The organism is Rathayibacter tritici (assembly GCF_001641005.1).
In the GTDB taxonomy this organism is placed as follows: domain Bacteria; phylum Actinomycetota; class Actinomycetes; order Actinomycetales; family Microbacteriaceae; genus Rathayibacter; species Rathayibacter tritici.
The window spans coordinates 2,655,273-2,675,226 of record NZ_CP015515.1 but is presented as its reverse complement, the minus strand read 5'-3'; the positions used below and the strand labels follow the sequence as shown (position 1 = coordinate 2,675,226).

Below are 19,954 nucleotides of genomic sequence, written 5' to 3'. Positions count from 1 at the left end.
CCCACGGTTCACCCAGCGCATTCGTGGACCAAGAATAACGGAGGGCGTTCCGGCGGAAGCTGAGTGCGGGAAGGCTTGACCAGAGCCGTCGCGATCGGAGCGGGCCCTAGCGTGGGGGCATGGCCCGCTCCCTCCTGCCCGACCAGCTCTGCCGTCTCCGCGTCTATGACCTCGCGACCGCAGAGCCGAGGACCGTCTTCGAGTCCGACTCGGTCCTGGTCGAGGCGCCGAACTGGACTCCGGACGGGGCGGCGCTGATCGTGAACGGCGACGGCCGCCTCTTTCGGCTGCCGCTCGAGGGCCCGGCCGAGCTCGAACCGATTCCGCTCGCCGGGGTGCCGGCCGAGCTCAACAACGACCACGTGCTCGCTCCGTCCGGAGGCGTCGCGTACGTTTCAGCACGCGACGGGCACCTCTACGCGGTGCAGCTCGACGGCTCCGCTCCCGCCCGGCGTCTGACGACCGCGCGCGAGGGCGTCCGCTTCAAGCACTACCTGCACGGCATCTCGCCGGACGGAGCGACGCTCGCGGTGATCGGCGGCGGTGACGCCTCCGGCGGATGGCGGACTGACGTTTACACGATGTCGGCCGGCGGCGGCGCCCTCACCGCGCTGACCGACGACGCCTCCGCCGACGACGGGGTCGACGTCTCAGCCGACGGACACACCCTCGTGTTCACCTCCGAGCGGGCAGGAGGAGGCGCGCAACTCTTCCGCATCGGCCTCGACGGTTCCGGCCTCACGCGGCTGGTCGAGTCGGCCACCGTCGACTGGTTCCCTCACGAGTCACCGGACGGCGCTCACCTGCTCTACCTCTCCTACCCGGCGGGCACGACGGGACACCCGGAGAACGTCGACGTCGAGCTGCGGCTGCTCGAGCTGGAGGCCCGCGAGACCCGAGAGCCCGGGCGCGTGCTCCAGCGCCTCCACGGCGGGCAGGGCACGACTAACGTCTCCGGATGGGCGCCCGACTCCACCCGCTTCGCCTACGCCGACTACCCGCGGCGCTGAGAGCCTGAGTCCTTCCCGCGCATGCGCGGGAGGGGGATCGATCGAGGCTCGCGGCGGGTCTTGAATCACAGAATGACCATCGACAGCGCAGCATCCTCCTCCCTCACCCGCGCACCGCTCGGCGACTCCGGCATCGACGTGTTCCCGCTCTCGCTCGGCGGCAATGTCTTCGGCTGGACGGCGGGCCGGCAGACCTCCTTCGACGTCCTCGACGGCTACACGGCCGCCGGCGGCGACTTCATCGACACCGCCGACTCCTACTCCGCGTGGGTGCCCGGTAACAGGGGCGGCGAGTCCGAGACGATCATCGGCGAGTGGCTGTCGCAGCGCTCGGGCTCCCGCGACGACGTGGTGATCGCGACGAAAGTGGGTCGGCACCCGCAGTTCACCGGTCTCGCTCCCGATACTGTGCGCGCGGCCGCCCGCGCCTCCCTTGAGCGGCTCGGCACCGACCGGATCGATCTCTACTACGCCCACTTCGACGATGCAGCCGTGCCGATGGCCGACATCGCCGCCGTCTTCTCGGAGCTCGTCGACCAGGGCCTGATCCGCGCGATCGGAGTGTCGAACCTCAGCGCCGAGCGCATCGCCGAGTGGCTGCGCGTCGCGGGCGAGGAGGGGCTGCATAAGCCCGTCGCCCTGCAGCCGCACTACAACCTCGTCGAGCGGGGGATCGAGGCGGACCTGCTGCCGCTCGCGCGCGAAGCGGGGCTGGCCGTCGTCCCCTATTACGCCCTCGCCTCCGGATTCCTGACCGGCAAGTACCGCGACGGCTCGACCCCTGACGGTCCACGGGCCGATGGCGCCGCCCGTTACCTGGACGGCCGCGGCCGGCGGGTGCTCGCGGCCCTCGATGCGACGGCGGAGGCGCACGGAGCCGAGGTGGCGACGGTCGCGCTCGCGTGGCTCCGCTCGCAGTCCGGCGTCGTCGCTCCGATCGCGAGCGCCCGCGTGATGGAGCAGCTGCCCGCGCTGGTCGCCTCGGCGTCCCTCGAACTGAGCACCGAGGAGCTTGCGGCCCTCGACGAGGCGAGCCGAGCGTAGAGTCCGGCCGGTGACCGCGGGGGCAGGCCTCCCGCGGTCAGCGACGCTCCGCGGAGGTGCTAGGGTCTAACGGTGCCAAATCGCGGGCACGCCCCGAAAGAGGCTGTTCGGCCCGCAGGTGCGCCCCCTTAGCTCATTGGTAGAGCACTTCCTTGGTAAGGAAGAGGTAGTGGGTCCGATTCCCACAGGGGGCTCCGTTCCCCGCAGGCCAGGCCTGCGAAGAACGCGCGGCGGGGTAGCTCAGGTGGTTAGAGCACACGGCTCATAATCGTGGTGTCGCGGGTTCAAGTCCCGCTCCCGCTACAGCGAGAAGGCCCCGGTTCACGCGTCGAGCCGGGGCCTTCTCCGTTGCGCTGTCTCACGCTCTGACATCGGCGCCGCAGTGCTCGCCCTGTCCTGCGGTTCGAGTGAGGATCGAGGTCGATGATGCGCACGCCGTTGAGTTCGAGAAAAGTGATGCTGGCCACCCAGGCAGTACGCTTGTTCGCGTCGAGGAAGGCATGTGCCTGCGTGATGCCGTGGAGAAGGACGCTGGCCTGCTTGTAGACCGTCGCATGCAAGAACGTCGCTCCGAAGGAAGCCTGAGGTCGCGGGACCGCGGCCTCGAGCTTGCCCCGGTCGATCAGAGCCGCGCCATCTCTGTCGCCGTGCAGCGCGATGACCTGATCGACCGTGAGGAACAGGGTCACTTGTTCGCGAGCAGCGCGAGACCTTCCTTCCAGCGGTCGATCACGCTCCGGGCGAGAGAGCCTGTCTCGTCGGTGTCGGCGTTCTCGACGTGGGCCCGCCGCTCAGGCACGTCGCCGCCTTTGATCGCCCTGCTCGAAGAGAAGTCGAGCATGGTGTTGCGCTTCACAATCCGTTGAGACGGCTCGTCTACATCGAGGCCGCGACGTGCGTCGATCCAGGGTGCATCGACATGCGTGAGCTCGACCAGTTCTTCATAGCCCCGGTGCCCGTAGAAGTCGAGCACCGAATCCAGCGTCGCTCGGACGTCGTCGTTCACTTCCACGCGGGCGGGCAGGGACGCGTAACGGTTCTCTCGGAAAACCGATCGAACGACGGGCCCTTTCGGCCAGGCCTCGAACTCCTCGTCGAAGATCGGTCCACCGGTCCACGCCAGATGCCAGGCCTGCGCGAAGTAGACCAGTTTCTGGATTTTCATGCTGTCCCCACGGGGGACGTTCGCAGCGTTGGCGACGTAGGCGGCGACATCGATCGCGGTGGTCATGATCTCGGTTCCCCTCCTCCACCCGGTTCTTGGCTGACCTCGGATGCTGGAGTGGCCGCGCTCGATGCGAGGGGACCTGCTGCAACGAAGTCGATCGGATCACCTTATCGGCGGAACGACGAGTAGGGGCCGGCTGTGCGCTGATCGACAGCTCGTGGCACGCGCCCTCGCGGTGCTGCACGTCCAGAGCTGTGGCCGGTTCACGCTCGGCATCTGAGCGTCGTGTCGCTCTCCTCGGCGCTCGGGAGTGTCGGATCTCACAGCCACCCGTTCCGCTCCGCGATGCCGGCCCGCTCCAGTACCTCGCCGATCGGCCGGGTGTCGGCGAAGAAGCTCGCGGTCAGCTCGAGAGTCTCGCGCACGGTGAGGTCCTTGATCAGGCCCCCGGTCTGCAGGACTGCCGAGACGAGTCCGTGCGCGATCGCGGTGCGCGGCGCCCGCCCGAAGACGCGGACCTCGCCCGCGTCCGGGATCGAGAGGCCCAGGAGCATGTCGATGGTCGTGGTCTTGCCCGCGCCGTTCGGGCCGAGGAAGGCGACGATCTCCCCGGGTCGGACGGTGAGGTCCACCCCGGCGACGGCGGCGACGGAGCCAAAGCTCTTGGTGAGGGCGGTCGCCTGGAGGGCGAGGTCGGTCGAGGTCATGTCCTCAGCCTGCTGAGACGCCCGCCCGCGTGCCTCGGCCTTCCGTCACCACTGAGCCATGACATCCGTCACCCCCAGCGGCGACCGCTGAGCCTGACGCGCCTTCTTGAGCGGCGACCGCTCAGCGCGTATCGTTTCGCTTTGCGCCACTGCCTCGTGTGTCGCTGGATGGAAAGGTCGATGATGCCTGCAGCCCCCCGGTTCTCCGGTGTCCTCTTCGGAGCCGCGTACTACGTGGAGTACCAGCCGGAGGGCGTGCTCGAGCGGGATCTGGATCTCATGGCGGAGGCGGGCTTCACCGTCATTCGCGTGGGTGAGTCCGTCTGGTCGACGTGGGAGCCGCGTGAGGGCGTGTTCGACCTCGACTGGCTCGAACCGGTCCTCGACGCCGCCCACGCCCGGGGGATCAGCGTCATCCTCGGCACCCCGACCTACGCGATTCCGCCGTGGCTGCAGCGCCTGCACCCCGAGATCGCCGCCGAGTCCCGGACCGGAGTCCGGATGGGGTGGGGCGCCCGGCAGGAGATGGACCAGAGCCACCCCGCCTACCGGTTCTACGCCGACCGGATCGCGCGGAAAGTCGTCGCGCGGTACGCCGACCATCCGGCGATCATCGGGTACCAGGTCGACAACGAGCCCGGGAATCACCTGCCCCATAACGAGCACACCTTCCAGCGCTTCGTCGGCTGGCTGCGTGAGCGCTACGGCACCGTCGAGGACCTCAATCGCGAGTGGGGCCTTGTCTACTGGTCGCACCGCCTGTCCGACTGGGCGGATCTGTGGCGGCCCGACGGCAACCTGATGCCCCAGTACCAGCTGGAGTGGCGTCGTTTCCAGAGCACGCTGGCCAACGAGCTGATCGCCTGGCAGGCCGACCTCGTCCGGGAGTACGCGAGGGAGGACCAGTTCGTCACGACCTGCATCGCGTACTCCCAGGCGCAGATTTCGGACGACGAGATCGTCGCTCCGCTCGATGTCGTCGCCGGCAATCCCTACTACAAGATGCAGGGCGACCTCGATGCGACCGCCGAGGTCCCTCGCGAGAGGCCGTGGTGGGGGACCGGCGTGTGGGCCCTGTTCGAGTGGGGCGACCGCGCGTTCTCCTCCGCCCAGACGCAGTACCTCGTGACCGAGACGAACGCGCAGTCCATCAATGGCTCGTGGACGAACCATCCGCCGTACCCGGGCCAGATCAAGCAGGCTGCGCTCGCCCTGCTCGCCCGAGGAGGCCGGATGATCGAGTACTGGCACTGGCACACGCTGCACTTCGGAATCGAGACCTATTGGGGCGGGGTGCTCCCTCACAGTCAGCAACCGGGCAGGATCTACCGCGAGGTCGCCGATCTCGGCGCGACGCTGAAGGCACTCGGCCCGGCGCTGGACGAGTACGAGCCCGATGCCGACGTCCTGATGCTCTATTCCACTGACACGAAGTGGTCGTTCGAGTTCACCCCGCCGCTGGCGCGGGCCGACGGATCCCCGGACTCGCGCGCCTACCTGACGATCTTCGACGCGTTCTACCGCGGGCTCTTCGAGGCCGGCGCGCAGATCCGGGTTCAGCATCTGCGCCAGTTCGTCGCGTCCGACATCACCGAGCTCGTGCGACGCTACCCCGTGCTCATCGCCCCGGCCGTCTACGTCGCCGATGACGCGATGCTCGAGCACCTCCGGGCCTACGCGGAGGCGGGTGGCCACCTCGTCCTCGGCATCCGGACCGGCTACGCCGACGAGCTGGCCCGTGCGCGCCTCGCGGTCGCCCCGGCATTCCTGACCGACGCCGCCGGCGTTCACTACGACGAGTACTCCAACATCGATGCGCCGATGATGGTGCACGCGGAGGGCGACCTGGCGCTGGAGGAGGGGGCCGCGGGGACGGAGTGGGTCGACGTGCTGGAGGTCGACGACGCCGACGTCCTGCTCCGGTACGAGCCGACGGAGCTCGAGGCGGACGCGGCGGTGACCACCCATGCCTTCGGTGCGGGCCGGGTCTCCTCCGTCGGCACCGTGCCCAACCCCGCGCTCGGCCGCAGCATCGGCCGCTGGCTCGTGCCGGACACACAGAAGTCGCAGTGGCACGCGGGCGACTCGGTCAGCGTCAGCACGGGGACGACCGGACACTCGCGGGTCGTCTTCCTGTCCAACTGGTCCGCGGCTGCGACGTCAGTCACGACGCCGGCGCCCGCGAGAGACCTCGTGACCGGAGCGACGTACGCCGCGGGCGACTCGGTGCCGCTCGACCGCCGAGGTGCCGCCGTGCTCGAGATCGCGCTCGATGCGACCGAGTAGGACGCGTTCCGGAGCGCGATAGGCGGGAGCGGCCAGCGAAGTGGCGCCGGATCGGATGATCCGGCGCCACTTCGCTCCCTGGCTCAGCGACCGCCGAAAGCACCGGCTCCGATCGCGGCGACGAGCTGCTTCTGCGCGATTGCGACGACGATGACCACCGGAATGATCGTGAGCACGCAGCCCGCCATGAGGAGTTGCCACTGCGTACCGGTCTGACCCGAGAAGCCTGCGAGACCGATCGGGATCGTCCACTTCTCCGAGCTGTTCAGGATGATGAGCGGCCACAGGAAGCTGTTCCAGCTCCCGAGGAAGGAGAAGATCGCCAACACCGAGAGCGCTGGGCGGACCAGAGGCATGATGACACTGACGAGGATCCGCCCGGTCGAGGCTCCGTCGATCTTCGCCGCCTCCTCGAGCTCGGCGGGGATCTGCAGCATGAATTGCCGCAGAAGGAAGGTGCCGTAGGCCCCGAACAGACCCGGAAGGATGAGTGCCGTCCACGTGTCCACGAGCCCGACGGAGTCGAATCCCAGGTAGAGCGGGATCACCGCGATCTCGATGGGCAGTGTCAGCGTGATGATGAACAGGAGGAACAGAGCGTCGCGCCCGGGGAAGCGCAGACGCGAGAAGGCGAAAGCGGTGAGCGTCGCGATGACGACGCTCAGAGCTGTCGAGATCAGCGCGACGGTCAGGCTGTTCAGCAGGAGACGACCGAAGTCGACCTCCACCCACGCGTCGACGAAGTTCGACCAGAGGACCTCCGAGCCGATGAACTCGATCTGTTGCCCGAACACCTCGTTCGCCGGCTTCAGCGCGGTGAAAAAGGTCCAGAGGAGAGGGAAGGAGAAGATCAGCGCTACGGCCCAGGCGAGCGCTGTGTTGGCTGCGAAGGCCCACGGACGCAGCCGCCTCCGGCGGGTCGCCGGAGCCGGAGCCGAAGCCGAAGCCGGAGCCGCGGTCGAGAGGACGGTCCTCACACCGATCGAGGCCGGACTAGTCATAGTGCACCCACTTCTTTTGACCCCAGAGCTGGACGAGTGTGAAGACGGCGATGATGGCGAACAGCACGGTGGCGATCGCCGAGGCGTAGCCGAGCTGGTCGTAGGTGAAGGCCGTCCGGTAGAGGTAGAGCATGATTGTCGTGGTGCTGTTGCCTGGTCCGCCGCCGGTGATCACGTACGACTGAGCGAACGTCTGCCAGGCGCCGATGACCGTCAGCACTGTGGTGAAGAACAGCGCCGGACTGATCAGCGGCAGATTGATCGAGAACAGTCGCCGGATCGGCCCTGCCCCATCAATGCGGGACGCGGCCAGCACGTCCGGGCTCACCGAGTCGAGGCCGGCTCCGATGATGATCATGTTGTAGCCGAACGACTGCCAGAGCGAGACCATGATGACTGTCGCAAGGGCCCAGTTCCCGTCGCTGAGCCACGGGACGGGTCCGATGCCGACAGCGCCGAGCATGCCGTTCACCGCACCGTCCCGCTGCAGGATCAGCCGGAATACCGCGGCGTTCGCGACCATCGGGGACAGCGCCGGGATCAGGAAGACGACCCGGAGCCAGCTGCTCCCCGCCAGCCTCGTCTTGAGCCACAGGGCGATCCCGAGCGAGATCGCGATATTGAGCGGCGTATAGACGACGACGAAGACGGTCGTCACCACGATGCTGGCGATGAACTGCTGGTCATTGACGAGGCGCACGAAGTTCTCGAGGCCCGTCAGGTGCGTTCCGCCGAGCAGCGTGGAATCTGAGAACCCCAGGACCAGCGACGCGATCATCGGGATCACGATGAAGATCAGCAATCCGAGCAGTCCCGGGAGCACGAAGATCCAGCCGACCCACGCGGGTGAGCCGCCGGAGGGGCGTCGCCCCCGTGCGACCGGCACGGGGGCGACCTGACTCGGACTGTTCGAGCCGGAGTCCTGGAGACCTGCGGTGGTCACTGGCTCAGACCCGAGGCGACCTGCTGGAGAACCTCCTGCGCGCTGGCCTTGCCCGAGAAGGCGTCGGACTCGTACTGGGTCATCAGCGTGTTGAGCTGGCTGAGTTTGGCCGGTGTCGGCGTCGCGAAGGAGTTGTCCAGCAGCTGCTTCACGACGGCAGCCGTCTGCTCCGAGCCGATCGCCTCCGCCCAGGCGTCGAGGCTGTCGGGGCGGGCGACCACGGTCGCGCGTGACGTGGCCACGCTCTGCATCGCCTCGGCGCTGGTGATCGCCTTGATCGCCGAGAATGCCGCCGCCTTGTCGCCGCAGGTCTTCGTGATCGCGAATCCGGTGCCACCGACGTAGCCCCTCGAGTTCCCGTCGTCGCTCGGCACTGTGGCGACCCCGACAACGTCTTCGCCGAGGACCTCCTGCTCGTGCGGGAGGTCCCAGAGACCGTTCATGCTCATGGCGGCCTGACCGGTGCTGAAGGCGTCGATGTCCGGGAAGCTGCCGCCGGATGCCTCGAGCGGCTTGGCCACTCCCTGCTCGGCAGCCAGATCGACGTACCACTGGAAGCGCTTCACGAGGTCGGCGTTCTCCAGGTCGGCGACGCTGTCGTCCGAGACGTAGTTCTCTCCATTCGCGGACATCAGGGAGGTCACCGGGGTGATGCCCTGTCCGAGGGCGAAGCCCCAGACACCGTCCTTGGTGGTCGCCTTCGCGGCGGCCAGGAAGTCGTCAGACGTCCAGTCCAGCGCCGGATCCGGGACCCCGGCGGCCGCGAACAGTTCCTTGTTGTAGTAGACGACCTGGGGCGCCGCATCGTAGGGGATCGCATAGACCTCGCCGTCGACACTCAGCTGCTGGATCATGGCCGAGTTGTAGTCGTCGAAGTCCACTCCCGCGGCTTCGGCCAGATCGGCCAGAGGCTCGAGCCCGGCGACGTACGGGTCGACCTGGCCGTTCTGCAGCGTGACGATGCACGGCGCGTCGCGTCCCCGGATCACGGTCGGCAGCTTGGTGTAGAAGTCGCCGATCGGAGGGCCGGAGAACGTGACGGAGACCGACGGGTCCGCCGCCTCGCCGGCGTCGACGTAGGCGGACCACTGGTCTTGGTCGCTCTGCCCGCCGATCCAGGTGCCCATCTTCACCGTCGTGCCGTCCATGCCGGAGACGCCGGATCCGCTGGATCCCGCGGAGCAGCCCGCCAGGAGTGCGGCGGCCGCTCCCGCGGCCACGAGTGCGGCACCGCCGCGTCGGGCAGCGCTCCGCGTCGGGCGGATTGATCTGTGTGACTGCATGTGCTCTCCTTTGAGACGTGTGACCGATCGGACGGGGGATGCCGCGGCGACCCGACTCCCTCTGCTGACCAGAGGAGTCCGACTCAACCCGCGCATCGCAGAACGAAACGTTACGCTTTGGTTGAAGCGATGTTAGGCCGGTCCTGCGGGGTCGTCAAGCGACAGCCGCGGCACAGGACGCGCGGACCCGTGACTGCTCGTGGGATCCTGTTCGAGATCCCGACGTCAGCGACCGCGGGCGCACTGCACAGGATCCGCAACGGATCGGAAGTCTCCGGAGGAGGTGGTTCGCCATGGCGAGCTACAAGGACATCCAACGCGAGACCGGCCTCTCGCTGGCAACGATCTCGAAGTACTTCAATGGCGGGACCCTGCGGGAGGCCAATCGGACGGCGATCCAGGCCTCGGTCGAGGCTCTGGACTTCCGCCCGAACGCGTTCGCCGCGGGCCTGCGCCGTCAGCGGTCCCGTATCGTCGGTGTCCTCCTACCGGCGCTGGACAATGAGTTCCACCTGCACATCATCGCCGGAGTGGAGGAAGCGCTGCGGAGCGAGGGCATGAGCGTGATCGTCGCGTCCAGTCCTCGCGCCGAGGACGATGCGGTGGGGCTGTTGCTCAGTCGAATGGTCGACGGAATCATCGCCGTCCCGTCCGCACACGACGTGGAGCCTCTCGAGGAGGCCACCAGGAGGATCCCGGTCGTCATGATCGACTGGGAGGCGCGGCTCGACGCCGACGGCGTGTTCCTGGACAACCATCGCGCCGGCGCGATCGCTGCCCGCCACCTCCTCGATCACGGCCATCGACGCCTCGGGCTCATCGGCGGCGACCGCTCCGTCTCGACGATGCGTCTGCGCGCCGACGGCTTCATCGCCGAGACCGAGACCGTGGGAGCGGCCGGCGACGCCGTCTCAGTGGCCGTCACCGAGGGTCCTCTCTCGGTGGAGACGGGTCACTCGTCCGCGGTGCGGCTTCTGACGGCCCGCCCGCGTCCGACGGCCCTGTTCTGCTCGAACTCCGAGCTGACGCTCGGCGCTCTGATTGCGATCAACGAGTCGGGGCTGCGGCTCGGCGACGACATCTCCGTCATCGGGTTCGACCTGGTCGACGTCGCTCAGACGACGATCCCCCGGCTGACGATCATCGAGCAGCCCACGCGGGCGATCGCCGCGCACGCCGCGCAGCTCCTCGGGCGCCGGCTGAGCCAGGACCGGGTGCAGGACGAGAACCGGGTCGTCGAGCTGCTGCCGCCGCGCCTGCTGCCAGGAGGATCGGTCTCACGACTGCACTTCCGGCCGCACGCGGGCGCCTGACGACCGCCGTGCGGGCCGACCGTTGATCCGTGGATGACCGGCGATCCCGGTCTCGACGACGAGTCCGGCATCCGGTGAGCGCGCCGGATCGGCGCACGAGCGCTTCCTCATGCCCCCGACCGGGGCATCCGCCGTCGCGGACCCCCGAGGGAGCCGCCAGGGTCCGCGACCGCGCCTCGGCGGTCTGCGAAACGTTTCGCAAACACCGGGGAAAGGCTCAGACCGAGGAAAGGCTCAGACCGAGGAAAGGCTCAGACCGCGTCGCTCGCGAAGAGCACGTCGTCGGAGGCGACCAGGTCCTCGAGCGTCAGCAGGCGGTCGAGGTCGTGGCCCGCGGCCAGGGCGTTCGAGCGCTCGGCCGCGGTCTGCGGGGCGAGGCGCCCCTCCATTACGCCGCCGAGGGCGCGGACGGCGCACGCGGCGACCACTCCCTCCGGAGTACCGCCGATGCCGAGGACGAGGTCGACGCGTCCTGCGGGATCCGCCGCCTCGATCGCGACCGACACGTCACCCTCGCCGCGCAGCTCGAGCGCGACTCCGGCTCCGCGCAGCGCAGCGATCAGCCCGGCGTGCCGCGGCTTGTCGAGCACGACGACGACCAGCTCGGTCACCCGCTTCCCGAGTGCCGCTGCCAGGCGTGCGCAGTTCTCGGCCGGTGCGAGGTCGAGCGAAACAGCGCCCCGCCCAGCGTGCGAGCAGACCAGCTTGTCCATGTAGAACACGTCGCGCGGGTTGAACATCGTGCCGCGCGGGGCGAGCGCGATCACGCTCACGGAGCCGGGCAGTCCCTCCGCCGTGAGCCGGGTGCCGTCGAGCGGATCCACGGCCACGTCACAGGAGGGAGCGGCGGCGCGGCCGAGGCGCTCGCCGTTCGCCAGCATCGGCGCCTCGTCCTTCTCGCCCTCGCCGATCACCACGACCCCGTCGAACGGCGCCTCGGCCAGTACTGCGCGCATCGCCGCCACCGAGGCCGCGTCCGCCGCCAGCTTGTCGCCGCGGCCGAACCAGCCGCGCGCCGCCTCCGCCGCCGCGCGCACACTGGCCGCCACCGCCACCTGCAGCTCGTCCGAGTAGGCCGGGGACGCGATCAGTCGCACCTCGCTCATGCGCGGGCGGGCTGCGCCGTTGCGGTGCGGACCAGCCGCTCCAGGGTGCGCAGGCCGTCAGAGGAGAGCACCGACTCCAGGTGCCCCTGCACCGAGGCGACGTGCTCGCCGCGCAGAGCGTTCACGACGCCCGTCTCGGGATCGACCGAGACCTCGAGCCCCAACCGGGGCGTGCGCGCGACGCCGGGGGCGATGGAGGAGAAGGTGTTGTAGTAGCCGATCGCCGCGTCCTCGCCGAACACGTCCACCGCCAGCCGCACGCCCTGCCGGGGCGCGGGCAGCGGCTCGACCGGGAGCCCGGCCAGGAGCGACAGCATCTGGTGGCTGAGGCAGACGGCGAGCATCGGCCGCTTCGCGTCGAGGCGCGCGGTCATCAACTCGCGCAGGTGCGCGATCCGCGGTTCGGAGTCGTCACGCGGATCGCCGGGGCCGGGGCCGAAGACGACGAGGTCGTCGCTCAGCACGTCGGTGACCTCCGACCAGCGCTCGACTCGGGCCTCCATCCCGAGGTGGCGCAGCTGGTGGGCGAGCATCGTCGTGAACTGGTCCTCGTTGTCGACGATCAGCGCGGTGTGCCCGGTGAGACCGGCGATGTGCTCGGGCGCCTGCGGCCGCAGCCAGAACGAGGCGAGCCGCTCGTTGCGCGCCTCGAGCGCCTCCTGCACGCCCGGCTGCGCGTTCAGGTCGATCGCCGGCGGCACGTCGCGGTGCGGCAGCAGGCCCAGGGCGGACAGCACGCCGGACGCCTTCGCGCGCGTCTCGGAGACCTCGCCCTCGGGAGTGGAGTGGCGCACCAGGGTGGCACCGGCGGGCACGGTGAGGCGGCCGTCGGGGCGGAGATAGGCGGTGCGGATCAGGATGGGCGCATCGACCGTGTAGCCGTGCTCCTCCGGTTCGAAGAGGGCGAGCACGCCGGAGTAGTAGCCGCGCGGCTCCTTCTCGTACTCGGCAATCACGGCGCAGGCGTTCTCCATCGGCGAGCCGGTGACGGTGGGCGCGAACATCGTCAACCGCAGCACCTCCCGCACGTCGAGACCGGTCCGACCCTCGAGCAGGTATTCGGTGTGGCTGAGCCGCGACATCTGCTTGAGGAACGGGCCGAGGATGCGGCCGCCCTCCGGGCAGACCGCGCTCATCATCTTCATCTCCTCGTCCACCACCATGAAGAGCTCCTCGCTCTCCTTCACATCGGCGAGGAACGCGAGCACCTCCTCCCCGGTGGGCCCTGCGGCGGGGTGGCGGAAGGTGCCGCTGATCGGGTTCATCATGGCGACGCCGTCCCGCACCGAGACATGGCGCTCGGGCGTTGCACCCACGGCGGTGACCGTCTGCGCGCCGTCGACACCGGGAGTGTGGATCGCGAAGGTCCAGTACGCGCCCGACTCGTCGGTGAGCAGGCGGCGGAACCACGCCAGCACGGCCTCGATCGGGGGAGCGTCGGTCTGTGCGACGAAGGCGCGGCTGATCACGAAGTTGGCACCCTCGCCACGTCCGATCTCGTGCTCGATCACCCGCCGGACGATGTCGGCGTACTCGTCGTCCGGTACGTCGAAGCCCCGCTCCTGCACCGGAATCTCCCGCTCGGGCAGCAGGCGCAACACGTCCGCGAGCGGCACGCTCTCGCGCTCGCGCACCACGAGGTTGCGCAGCGGTGCTCCGTCGTCCTTCGCCGCGAAGCCGCGCTCGCGTACCTGCCGATACGGCACCAGGGTCAGCACGTCGTCGCCGTCGAGCGGGATGTCGGCCAGGCCCTCGACGTCGAGCACATCACCGGTGAATACGTCGACGGCGTCGCGGCCCTGGCGGAGGACGACCGCGAACGGCAGGGAGCCGTCGGAGGCGAGGATGCGGGAGAGGAGCGAGGTCATCGTGGTCCTTGAATCGGGTCGTGCCCCACCCGGGCCCTGACAAGCAGAACGACCGCCCGGAGGAGGCGGTCGCGTGCGAGGGGGTCTGCGCGTCGGTCCGCCTAGAAGGCGGGCCACCTGGGGCTTCGGATCGACGTGTGCACGCAGGGAGTCTAGGGGACGGCCGGGCGGCGGCCAAGCGGTGTCAGGCGGCCGGCCGCTCGGTCGTCTCGCCCCGCAGGGTCCGGAGCAGGAGGGTCGCGCCGGCCGTCGCGGCAGGAGTGGCGATGACCGCGCCTCCGGGGATGAGGAAAGCCAGGTACACGGCGATGCCAAATCCCAGCGCGACGGCACGGTGCTCGCGGAGGAGGCGCCGACGCTCTGCGAGGGAGAGGCCCCGGGCGTCGCCCGCGAACCCGGTGAGCTCGAGCGCGAGCGCCCGCCCGCCGACCAGGGCGCCGGCGACCAGGCCGACGATTGAGCCCACGACCGGCACCAGGCCGAGCAGCACCAGCACCACGCCGATCCCGAGCGAAGTGGCCACCAGCACGGCGGAGTCGCGCAGCGCGCGGCCGATCCCCTGCCAGAAGCCGCTCTCGTGCTCGTCGGGTACCCCGCCGAGGTCGTCCTCGACCCGACGCCAGATCCGCTCGTAGAAGGGATCACCGACCAGCAGAGTCACCGCAGCGAACAGGACCACCCCGAGGGCGATGACCGCGCCCACCACCGCGATCGAGAGCAGCAGGCGGACGGTGGACGCCGTCGCCTCCTCCCAGCCGTCGGCGAACGGGGTGAGCGCGATCACCGTGTCCTGCACCCGTGTGAGCACCAGCAGCAGCACGCCGACGAAGAGCAGCCCGACGATCAGCGGCGGAATCGCGCCGAGGAGCATCGCCCGCGGTGAGCGGACCCAGGTGCGGAATCCGCGCAGGAAGAGGCGGGCACCGAGGCCGAGATCGCGGAGGACGCTCATCCCCCGATCCTCGCAGGTCGGCTCGAATCGGCCCGAACCCCCGGACCCGCTCCACCGCTCGGACCCGCTTGACCGCTCAGGTCCGCTCGCGGGGAGGCCGACGAGCGAGGCCACGTCACGGCCGCTTGGGCGATGCGCAGGGTGATTCCTCGGTTCCTGTTCAGAACGAAGGAAGGATTTCGTCGAGGGTGCCCGGGTCGGCGAGAACCGGGCGGTGCGAGCGGATTCTTCCTGCGTTGGAAACGGATCAGACGGTCGAGCCGCCGCTGTCGTGCTCGAGGTCCTCGTCGAGGTAGGCGATCAGCGCGCCGCGGATGCCGAGGGTGGCGATGATGAAGGTCAGCCCGCCCAGGAGTACGGCGAGCCGGGTGTCGATCCGCTCGACGGTCTCGATCGGGTCGGTGATCAGCTCGCCGAACACCGGGACGGGCGCTGCGGCGGTGATAACGGTGAGCAGCGAGAAGAAAAGAGGAAGCGGATCGGGAGTCCGAGCAGGTTCCCCCGCTTCAGCGCGCCGTAGCGAGCGGGCGCACGGCGTGGTCGCCGCGGGCGCGACGACCGCGATCGCGACCTGGGTGATCGGGCACCGCTGAGGCCCCGACGACGGTTCGCGCCGAAATCCGAGAGGCACCATTTTGGTGTGGGATCCTGTCATCGCTCCTCCACAGCGTGCGCTGGACCGTCTCCTGTCCACACCCCGGGCGTGATCGGGGGTTGGCGGGACCTCGATGTCGGTACCGCCTGGTGGGCTGGTCTCCTCGACCAAGGGGTGCGGAACGTGGAGGAACGGATGGACGGCAGGAACGACCAGGGGTGCCCGCGCTGGTGCGCGGGCGAGCACGACGAGATGGTCGCGGTGGGGGAGCGGCTGCACCGCTCGGTGGCGCGCTCGCTCCCCGTGGTGCTCTGGGCGGGCGGAGGTGGGGCCGCGGCCGGGACGGTGCACCTGTCGCTGTGCCGCCCCGGGGCGTCCGGCGAGGACCGGCTCCGCCTCGAGGCCGACGGAATCGGCGAGGTCGACCTCGACCTCAGCGCGGGGGCGAGACTGGCCGGCGCGGTGCTGCGGCTACTCGAGGCTCTGTGAGGAGCGCGGCGGGTCGGGTGGCAGGAGATCCATCAGGTCGACCTCCAGTGCCTCGCAGAGGGCGAGCAGCGTGTGCAGTGTCGGATTCGCGGGTGACCCCGGCTTCGACTCGCCCTTCTCGAACTTTTGGTAGGTGTAGCCCGCGAGCCCCGCCGCGTGGGCGATCTTCTCCTGGCTGGCACCCTTGGCGATGCGGGCCCGGTGCATGTTGGTGCCGAGCTCGCGGGCGTACGTCGCCCAGTCGCGCTCTGGTGTGGGTGTCGACATGTCCGCCAGCTTCGAAGAAGTTCGGCCATCGGTCAGCCATACTCGGGTGGGAAATTGGCGGTGGCCATACTCGAATGCCTCTCGGGGCCGTCTCAGGGTGGTCTCAGGGCGGCCCCAGGGCCGTCTCCGGGGCCGCGGGGGGCACCGCGACGGCAGCGCCTAGTATGGCCGGGTGCCAGTGAACCCCGAACTCGTTGGGCGCGTCTTCGCGCCCACGGAGCCCTATCAGGTGGGGCGGGAGAAGGTGCGGGAGTTCGCCCGCGCCGTCTCCGCGACCTCCCGCCTGCACCACGACGTCGAGGCCGCCCGCGCCGCCGGGCACCCCGACCTCGTCGCTCCGCCCACCTTCGCCGTCGTCGTGCAGGAGTACACGCTCGCCCAGCTGCTCGCCGAGCCCGACGGCGGGATCGACTTCCGCCGCGTGGTCCACGGCGATCAGCGATTCACCCTCTCCCGGCCCGTTGTCGCGGGCGATGAGCTGACGGCGACCCTCTCGGTCGCGAGCATCAAGACGCTCGGAGCGCACTCGATGGTGACCACCGAATCGCGGATGGTCGACGCGGGCGGCGAGCACGTCGTCACCGCGATCTCCACCCTCGTGGTCAGGGGTGACGAATGAGCACAGCGCTCCCCACCCTCGACGGAGTGAGCGTCGGCGAGATCGTCGCCGAGGGCCGCTTCCCGATCGACCGCGGCACGCTGGTGCGTTACGCCGGCGCCTCGGGTGACTTCAACCCCATCCACTACCGCGACGACGTCGCCGCCGAGGTGGGCCTGCCGGGCGTCCTCGCGCACGGCATGCTCACGATGGGGACAGCGGTGCAGGTCGTCGTCGACTGGGTCGGCGACCCCGGACGTGTTCTCGACTATCAGGTGCGCTTCACCCGCCCCGTCGTGGTCGATCCCCGAGAGGGCGTCGCGATCGACGTCGTCGCCAAGGTCGGCGTCCTGAACGCCGAGGAGGGCTGGGCCCGCGTCGACCTCACCGTCTCGGTCGAGGGCCAGTCCGTTCTCGGCAAGGCCCAGGCGCGGGTCCGACTCGCGTGAGCTCCGCGCCGCACCTCTCCGCCCTCACCACCCTCCGCGTCGGCGGCCCCGCCGGACGCCTGGTCGAGCCGACCACCGAGCACGAGCTGATCGACACTCTCGTGGCCCTGTGGTCCGGCGACGAGCCGTGGCTGCTGCTGGGCGGCGGCTCCAACCTCCTCGTCGGCGACGACGGAGTCGAGGGTACGGTCGTGCGCGTGCGCACCAGCGGGATCGAGCGGCTCCCCTCGGAGGAGCCGGGGCGCGTGCTCGTGCGGGTGCAGGCGGGCGAGTCGTGGGACGGTCTCGTCGCGACGACCGTCGAGCGCGGTTGGGCGGGCATGGAGGCTCTCAGCGGCATCCCCGGCACGGTCGGAGCGTCGCCGGTGCAGAACATCGGCGCGTACGGCCAGGAACTCTCCGACACCCTGGTCGCCGTGGACTTCCTCGACGAGGGCGCCCGCGAGCCGGTGCGCCTGACGGCGGAGGAGCTGCAGTTCGCCTACCGCACCTCGGCGATCAAGCAGGGCCGTCGAGGCGCGGTGCTGGCGGTCGAGTTCGCGCTCCAGGAGGTCGGCGCCGCCGGCGACGGTACCCCGGTCGCGTACGGGCAGCTGGCGTCGGCGCTCGGAGTCCCGCTCGGTGCGCGGGTGCCGCTCGCGCGCGTCCGCGAGACGGTTCTCGCGTTGCGGGCGGGCAAGGGCATGGTGCTCGATCCTGACGATCCGGACACCACGAGTGCCGGCTCCTTCTTCACCAACCCCCTCGTCACGAGTGCGTTCGCGGACGGCCTACCGCTCACGGCGCCACGCTGGCCGGTCGAGCCGACGGCGCAAGCCCCCGTCATCACCCCGCTCGCGGCGGTCGAGGCGGGAGCGCCCGTCGGCCTCCCCGTGCCTCCCCGTGCCAGCGGGCTCGTCAAGCTCAGCGCCGCGTGGCTGATCGAGCACGCCGGCGTCTCCCGCGGATTCGCCCTGCCCGGCTCGCGCGCCGCCGTGTCGAGCAAGCACACACTTGCGCTGACTAATCGGGGCGGAGCGACAGCCGAGCAGATCGCGGAGCTCGCCCGTTATGTGCAGGGCCGGGTCCTCGCCGAGTTCGGCGTGCTGCTGCACCCCGAGCCCGTGGTCGTGGGCACCTCCGTCTGAGCCGTGCGGCGTCCCGCGGCCTCAGCTGTCGCGGCGGATCCAGCGGAAGCCGAAGCGGCAGGCGATCAGTCCGACCACGAGCCAGATCCCGAGCACCAGGGCGACGCCCCCGAGATCCCAGGAACCGTTCACCTCCGCCTCCTCGAATCCGCTCGGCAGGAACACGGCACGCATGCCCTGAGCGATCCACTTCAGCGGGAAGACGCTCGCGGTGTTCTGCAGCCAGTCGGGCAACGTCGTGAACGACAGGTACGACCCCGAAATGAACTGCAGCACGAGCAGCGGCGGCACGATCACGGCCGTCGCGCTCTTGCCGGAGCGCGGCAGGGCCGAAACGGCGATGCCCAGGATCGCGGACGTTGCGACTCCGGCCAGATAAACCCAGGCGAAGGTTGCCCAGCGTCCACCATCAGTGGGCAGCTCGACCGAAGACGGTCGCAGCGACGACGAGGAGCAGCACCGTCTGCGCGAGGCTCGTGACGAGGACCTGGCCGAACTTGCCGAGGAAGTAGCTGAACACCGGCAGAGGTGCTCCGGCGAGGCGCTTGAGGGTGCCGTCGCTGCGCTCCACCGCGATGTCGACTCCGAGGTTCTGCACTCCCGAGAGCAGGATCCCGGCAGCCGCGAGTCCCGGCACGTAGTACTCGGCCATCGGGATGCCTGGATCCTGCGGATTCGCCTGCATCACCGCGTTGTCGCCGAATGCCACCGAGAAGATCGTCAGGAGCAGCACGGGGAAGAGGAAGGTGAAGAAGACCTGGTCCGGGGCGCGGAAGTAGGAGCGGACCTCGTAGCGGGCTCGCGCGAGTCCGAGGCGGATCGTGCGCCCAGGTCCGGTCGGGAGCGTGCGGGGGCGGGTGGCGACGGCGCTCACGCGGGCTCTCCGATCAGGTCGACCGCGTCACGGTCTTCGCGGATGAGGTCGAGGTAGATGTCCTCCAGGCTGGGGCGGAGGACCTCGAGGGCCGCCGGCTCCCCGATCCGCGTGTGCAGCTCGGCAACTGTTCGTGCCGGCTCCGTTGTGCGCACACGCTGGAGCACCCCGTTCTCCTGCCACTGCACGATCGGGATGCGCGCCTCGTCCCCTCCGATCGCGCTCATCGGCCCAAGAGCCAGCAGGCGCCCGCCGGAGATCACGGCGGCACGATCGCCCAGGCGGGCCGCCTCGTCGAGGTAGTGCGTGGTCAGCAGGATCGTTGTGCCCTCGCTCTTGAGCAGGGCGATGAGGTCCCAGAAGGAGTGGCGTGCCTCGGGGTCGAAGCCGGTGGTCGGCTCGTCCAGGAACACCAGTTCGGGGCGGCCGATGATGCCGAGGGCGACGTCCACGCGACGGCGCTGACCCCCCGAGAGGCGTCCGATGCGCGAGCGCGCCTTCGCCGTCAGCCCGACCGCCTCGATGGTCGCGTCGACATCGCGCGGCCGCGGGTAGAGGCTCGCGAAGTGGGCGATCTGCTCGCGAACCGTCGCGTTGCCCGACTCGCCGCTGGACTGGAGGACGATGCCCAGCCGCGCCTTCCACGCGAGATCGCCGTGGTGCGGATCGACGCCGAGTACCGAGACCTCGCCGCCCGAGCGGTCGCGATAGCCCTCGAGGATCTCGATCGTCGTCGACTTGCCGGCGCCGTTCGGACCGAGCAGAGCGAAGGTCTCGCCGCGGTGGATGTCGAAAGAGACTCCCGCGACCGCTGGGGCGCCGCCGTAGTCCTTCCGCAGATCGCGGACTCGGACGGCGTGGTCTTCGCTCATCT

General features: G+C 69.7%; 19 protein-coding genes, 2 tRNA genes and 2 pseudogenes. 10 read left to right on the top strand and 13 right to left on the bottom strand.

Features of this window, described 5'->3' with window-relative positions:
- The first annotated feature begins 119 nt into the window (after positions 1-119).
- The 4 genes from A6122_RS12130 (at position 120) to A6122_RS12115 (ending at position 2,357) form a co-directional block, all read left to right on the top strand.
- Positions 120-1,010, top strand: a complete 891-nt coding sequence (locus A6122_RS12130) for a TolB family protein (protein ID WP_068255299.1) — start codon at positions 120-122, stop codon at positions 1,008-1,010.
- Positions 1,011-1,082: 72 nt separating this feature from the next.
- Entirely contained in the window at positions 1,083-2,054 is a 972-nt protein-coding gene (locus A6122_RS12125; protein ID WP_068255295.1) for an aldo/keto reductase, read from the top strand.
- Between the two features lie 122 nt (positions 2,055-2,176).
- Positions 2,177-2,248: transfer RNA gene (locus A6122_RS12120), tRNA-Thr, on the top strand.
- Between the two features lie 35 nt (positions 2,249-2,283).
- A tRNA-Met gene (locus A6122_RS12115) sits at positions 2,284-2,357 on the top strand.
- On the opposite strand, the gene A6122_RS16030 is transcribed toward A6122_RS12115, so the two are convergent.
- The 3 genes and pseudogenes from A6122_RS16030 to A6122_RS12105 form a co-directional block, all read right to left on the bottom strand.
- Positions 2,339-2,743 (bottom strand): type II toxin-antitoxin system death-on-curing family toxin, encoded by a 405-nt coding sequence (locus A6122_RS16030; protein ID WP_167542386.1) that lies wholly within the window; start codon positions 2,741-2,743, stop codon positions 2,339-2,341. The genes A6122_RS12115 and A6122_RS16030 overlap by 19 nt on opposite strands.
- Positions 2,740-3,285, bottom strand: a complete 546-nt coding sequence (locus tag A6122_RS12110) for a Panacea domain-containing protein (protein WP_068255292.1) — start codon at positions 3,283-3,285, stop codon at positions 2,740-2,742. Before A6122_RS12110 ends, A6122_RS16030 begins: the two co-directional genes overlap by 4 nt.
- Positions 3,286-3,560: 275 nt before the next feature.
- Positions 3,561-3,929: pseudogene (locus tag A6122_RS12105) on the bottom strand (ATP-binding cassette domain-containing protein); the annotation flags it as partial.
- 183 nt (positions 3,930-4,112) lie between these two features.
- Here A6122_RS12105 and A6122_RS12100 point away from each other — a divergent pair.
- Complete coding sequence (locus A6122_RS12100) at positions 4,113-6,215, top strand: beta-galactosidase (protein WP_068257615.1); 2,103 nt, start codon at positions 4,113-4,115, stop codon at positions 6,213-6,215.
- A gap of 83 nt (positions 6,216-6,298) precedes the next feature.
- On the opposite strand, the gene A6122_RS12095 is transcribed toward A6122_RS12100, so the two are convergent.
- The 3 genes from A6122_RS12095 to A6122_RS12085 are packed head-to-tail and all read right to left on the bottom strand — an operon-like array spanning position 6,299 to position 9,442.
- Complete coding sequence (locus tag A6122_RS12095; protein WP_084416027.1) at positions 6,299-7,216, bottom strand: carbohydrate ABC transporter permease; 918 nt, start codon at positions 7,214-7,216, stop codon at positions 6,299-6,301.
- Complete coding sequence (locus A6122_RS12090) at positions 7,209-8,159, bottom strand: carbohydrate ABC transporter permease (RefSeq protein ID WP_084416026.1); 951 nt, start codon at positions 8,157-8,159, stop codon at positions 7,209-7,211. Before A6122_RS12090 ends, A6122_RS12095 begins: the two co-directional genes overlap by 8 nt.
- Positions 8,156-9,442 (bottom strand): ABC transporter substrate-binding protein, encoded by a 1,287-nt coding sequence (locus A6122_RS12085; protein WP_068255289.1) that lies wholly within the window; start codon positions 9,440-9,442, stop codon positions 8,156-8,158. Before A6122_RS12085 ends, A6122_RS12090 begins: the two co-directional genes overlap by 4 nt.
- Positions 9,443-9,735: 293 nt before the next feature.
- Between A6122_RS12085 and A6122_RS12080 the strand changes: the two genes are divergently transcribed.
- The gene (locus A6122_RS12080) at positions 9,736-10,755 is read left to right on the top strand and encodes a LacI family DNA-binding transcriptional regulator (RefSeq protein WP_068255287.1); all 1,020 of its coding nucleotides are present in this window, start codon (positions 9,736-9,738) and stop codon (positions 10,753-10,755) included.
- Positions 10,756-11,006: 251 nt separating this feature from the next.
- Here the strand turns inward: A6122_RS12080 and A6122_RS12075 are convergent, their stop codons facing one another.
- The 4 genes from A6122_RS12075 to A6122_RS17375 all read right to left on the bottom strand — a co-directional run bounded on the left by A6122_RS12075 (position 11,007) and on the right by A6122_RS17375 (position 15,336).
- Positions 11,007-11,861 (bottom strand): fructose-bisphosphatase class II family protein, encoded by an 855-nt coding sequence (locus A6122_RS12075; RefSeq protein WP_084416025.1) that lies wholly within the window; start codon positions 11,859-11,861, stop codon positions 11,007-11,009.
- The gene (locus tag A6122_RS12070) at positions 11,858-13,729 is read right to left on the bottom strand and encodes an anthranilate synthase family protein (RefSeq protein WP_068255282.1); all 1,872 of its coding nucleotides are present in this window, start codon (positions 13,727-13,729) and stop codon (positions 11,858-11,860) included. Before A6122_RS12070 ends, A6122_RS12075 begins: the two co-directional genes overlap by 4 nt.
- A 184-nt stretch (positions 13,730-13,913) precedes the next feature.
- Positions 13,914-14,681 (bottom strand): EI24 domain-containing protein, encoded by a 768-nt coding sequence (locus A6122_RS12065; RefSeq protein ID WP_068255279.1) that lies wholly within the window; start codon positions 14,679-14,681, stop codon positions 13,914-13,916.
- A 247-nt stretch (positions 14,682-14,928) separates the two neighbouring features.
- Positions 14,929-15,336 carry a hypothetical protein gene (locus tag A6122_RS17375; RefSeq protein WP_237358184.1) on the bottom strand — a complete coding sequence of 136 codons (408 nt, stop codon included), beginning with the start codon at positions 15,334-15,336 and terminating at the stop codon, positions 14,929-14,931.
- Positions 15,337-15,471: 135 nt separating this feature from the next.
- On the opposite strand from A6122_RS17375, the gene A6122_RS12055 reads away from it, so the two are divergent.
- The gene (locus A6122_RS12055; protein WP_146076684.1) at positions 15,472-15,765 is read left to right on the top strand and encodes a DUF6907 domain-containing protein; all 294 of its coding nucleotides are present in this window, start codon (positions 15,472-15,474) and stop codon (positions 15,763-15,765) included.
- Here A6122_RS12055 and A6122_RS12050 read toward each other — a convergent pair.
- Positions 15,748-16,032: a helix-turn-helix domain-containing protein gene (locus A6122_RS12050; RefSeq protein WP_068255270.1), complete on the bottom strand. Its 285-nt coding sequence runs from the start codon at positions 16,030-16,032 to the stop codon at positions 15,748-15,750. The genes A6122_RS12055 and A6122_RS12050 overlap by 18 nt on opposite strands.
- A 172-nt stretch (positions 16,033-16,204) precedes the next feature.
- On the opposite strand from A6122_RS12050, the gene A6122_RS12045 reads away from it, so the two are divergent.
- Genes A6122_RS12045 through A6122_RS12035 form a run of 3 tightly spaced genes read left to right on the top strand, consistent with a single transcriptional unit; the run spans position 16,205 to position 18,206 of the window.
- Entirely contained in the window at positions 16,205-16,651 is a 447-nt protein-coding gene (locus A6122_RS12045; RefSeq protein WP_084416024.1) for an FAS1-like dehydratase domain-containing protein, read from the top strand.
- On the top strand, positions 16,648-17,079 hold the full coding sequence (locus tag A6122_RS12040) for a MaoC/PaaZ C-terminal domain-containing protein (RefSeq protein WP_068255269.1): 432 nt from the start codon (positions 16,648-16,650) through the stop codon (positions 17,077-17,079). Before A6122_RS12045 ends, A6122_RS12040 begins: the two co-directional genes overlap by 4 nt.
- Positions 17,076-18,206 (top strand): UDP-N-acetylmuramate dehydrogenase, encoded by a 1,131-nt coding sequence (locus tag A6122_RS12035; protein WP_068255268.1) that lies wholly within the window; start codon positions 17,076-17,078, stop codon positions 18,204-18,206. The genes A6122_RS12040 and A6122_RS12035 overlap by 4 nt, the downstream gene beginning before the upstream one ends.
- Positions 18,207-18,227: 21 nt before the next feature.
- On the opposite strand, the pseudogene A6122_RS17750 reads toward A6122_RS12035, so the two are convergent.
- Positions 18,228-19,080, bottom strand: a pseudogene (locus A6122_RS17750) (ABC transporter permease).
- Positions 19,077-19,952 (bottom strand): ABC transporter ATP-binding protein, encoded by an 876-nt coding sequence (locus tag A6122_RS12025; RefSeq protein WP_068257602.1) that lies wholly within the window; start codon positions 19,950-19,952, stop codon positions 19,077-19,079. Before A6122_RS12025 ends, A6122_RS17750 begins: the two are co-directional and overlap by 4 nt.
- Positions 19,953-19,954: the final 2 nt, after the last annotated feature.

Bases quoted from the DNA above. Each gene is read 5' to 3' on its own strand.
- A6122_RS12130 (WP_068255299.1), top strand. From the start codon at position 120: ATGGCCCGCTCCCTCCTGCCCGACCAGCTCTGCCGTCTCCGCGTCTAT.
- A6122_RS12125 (WP_068255295.1), top strand. From the start codon at position 1,083: ATGACCATCGACAGCGCAGCATCCTCCTCCCTCACCCGCGCACCGCTC.
- A6122_RS12110 (WP_068255292.1), bottom strand. From the start codon at position 3,285: ATGACCACCGCGATCGATGTCGCCGCCTACGTCGCCAACGCTGCGAAC.
- A6122_RS12100 (WP_068257615.1), top strand. From the start codon at position 4,113: ATGCCTGCAGCCCCCCGGTTCTCCGGTGTCCTCTTCGGAGCCGCGTAC.
- A6122_RS12095 (WP_084416027.1), bottom strand. From the start codon at position 7,216: ATGACTAGTCCGGCCTCGATCGGTGTGAGGACCGTCCTCTCGACCGCG.
- A6122_RS12085 (WP_068255289.1), bottom strand. From the start codon at position 9,442: ATGCAGTCACACAGATCAATCCGCCCGACGCGGAGCGCTGCCCGACGC.
- A6122_RS12080 (WP_068255287.1), top strand. From the start codon at position 9,736: ATGGCGAGCTACAAGGACATCCAACGCGAGACCGGCCTCTCGCTGGCA.
- A6122_RS12075 (WP_084416025.1), bottom strand. From the start codon at position 11,861: ATGAGCGAGGTGCGACTGATCGCGTCCCCGGCCTACTCGGACGAGCTG.
- A6122_RS12070 (WP_068255282.1), bottom strand. From the start codon at position 13,729: ATGACCTCGCTCCTCTCCCGCATCCTCGCCTCCGACGGCTCCCTGCCG.
- A6122_RS12065 (WP_068255279.1), bottom strand. From the start codon at position 14,681: ATGAGCGTCCTCCGCGATCTCGGCCTCGGTGCCCGCCTCTTCCTGCGC.
- A6122_RS17375 (WP_237358184.1), bottom strand. From the start codon at position 15,336: ATGACAGGATCCCACACCAAAATGGTGCCTCTCGGATTTCGGCGCGAA.
- A6122_RS12055 (WP_146076684.1), top strand. From the start codon at position 15,472: ATGGACGGCAGGAACGACCAGGGGTGCCCGCGCTGGTGCGCGGGCGAG.
- A6122_RS12050 (WP_068255270.1), bottom strand. From the start codon at position 16,032: ATGTCGACACCCACACCAGAGCGCGACTGGGCGACGTACGCCCGCGAG.
- A6122_RS12040 (WP_068255269.1), top strand. From the start codon at position 16,648: ATGAGCACAGCGCTCCCCACCCTCGACGGAGTGAGCGTCGGCGAGATC.
- A6122_RS12025 (WP_068257602.1), bottom strand. From the start codon at position 19,952: ATGAGCGAAGACCACGCCGTCCGAGTCCGCGATCTGCGGAAGGACTAC.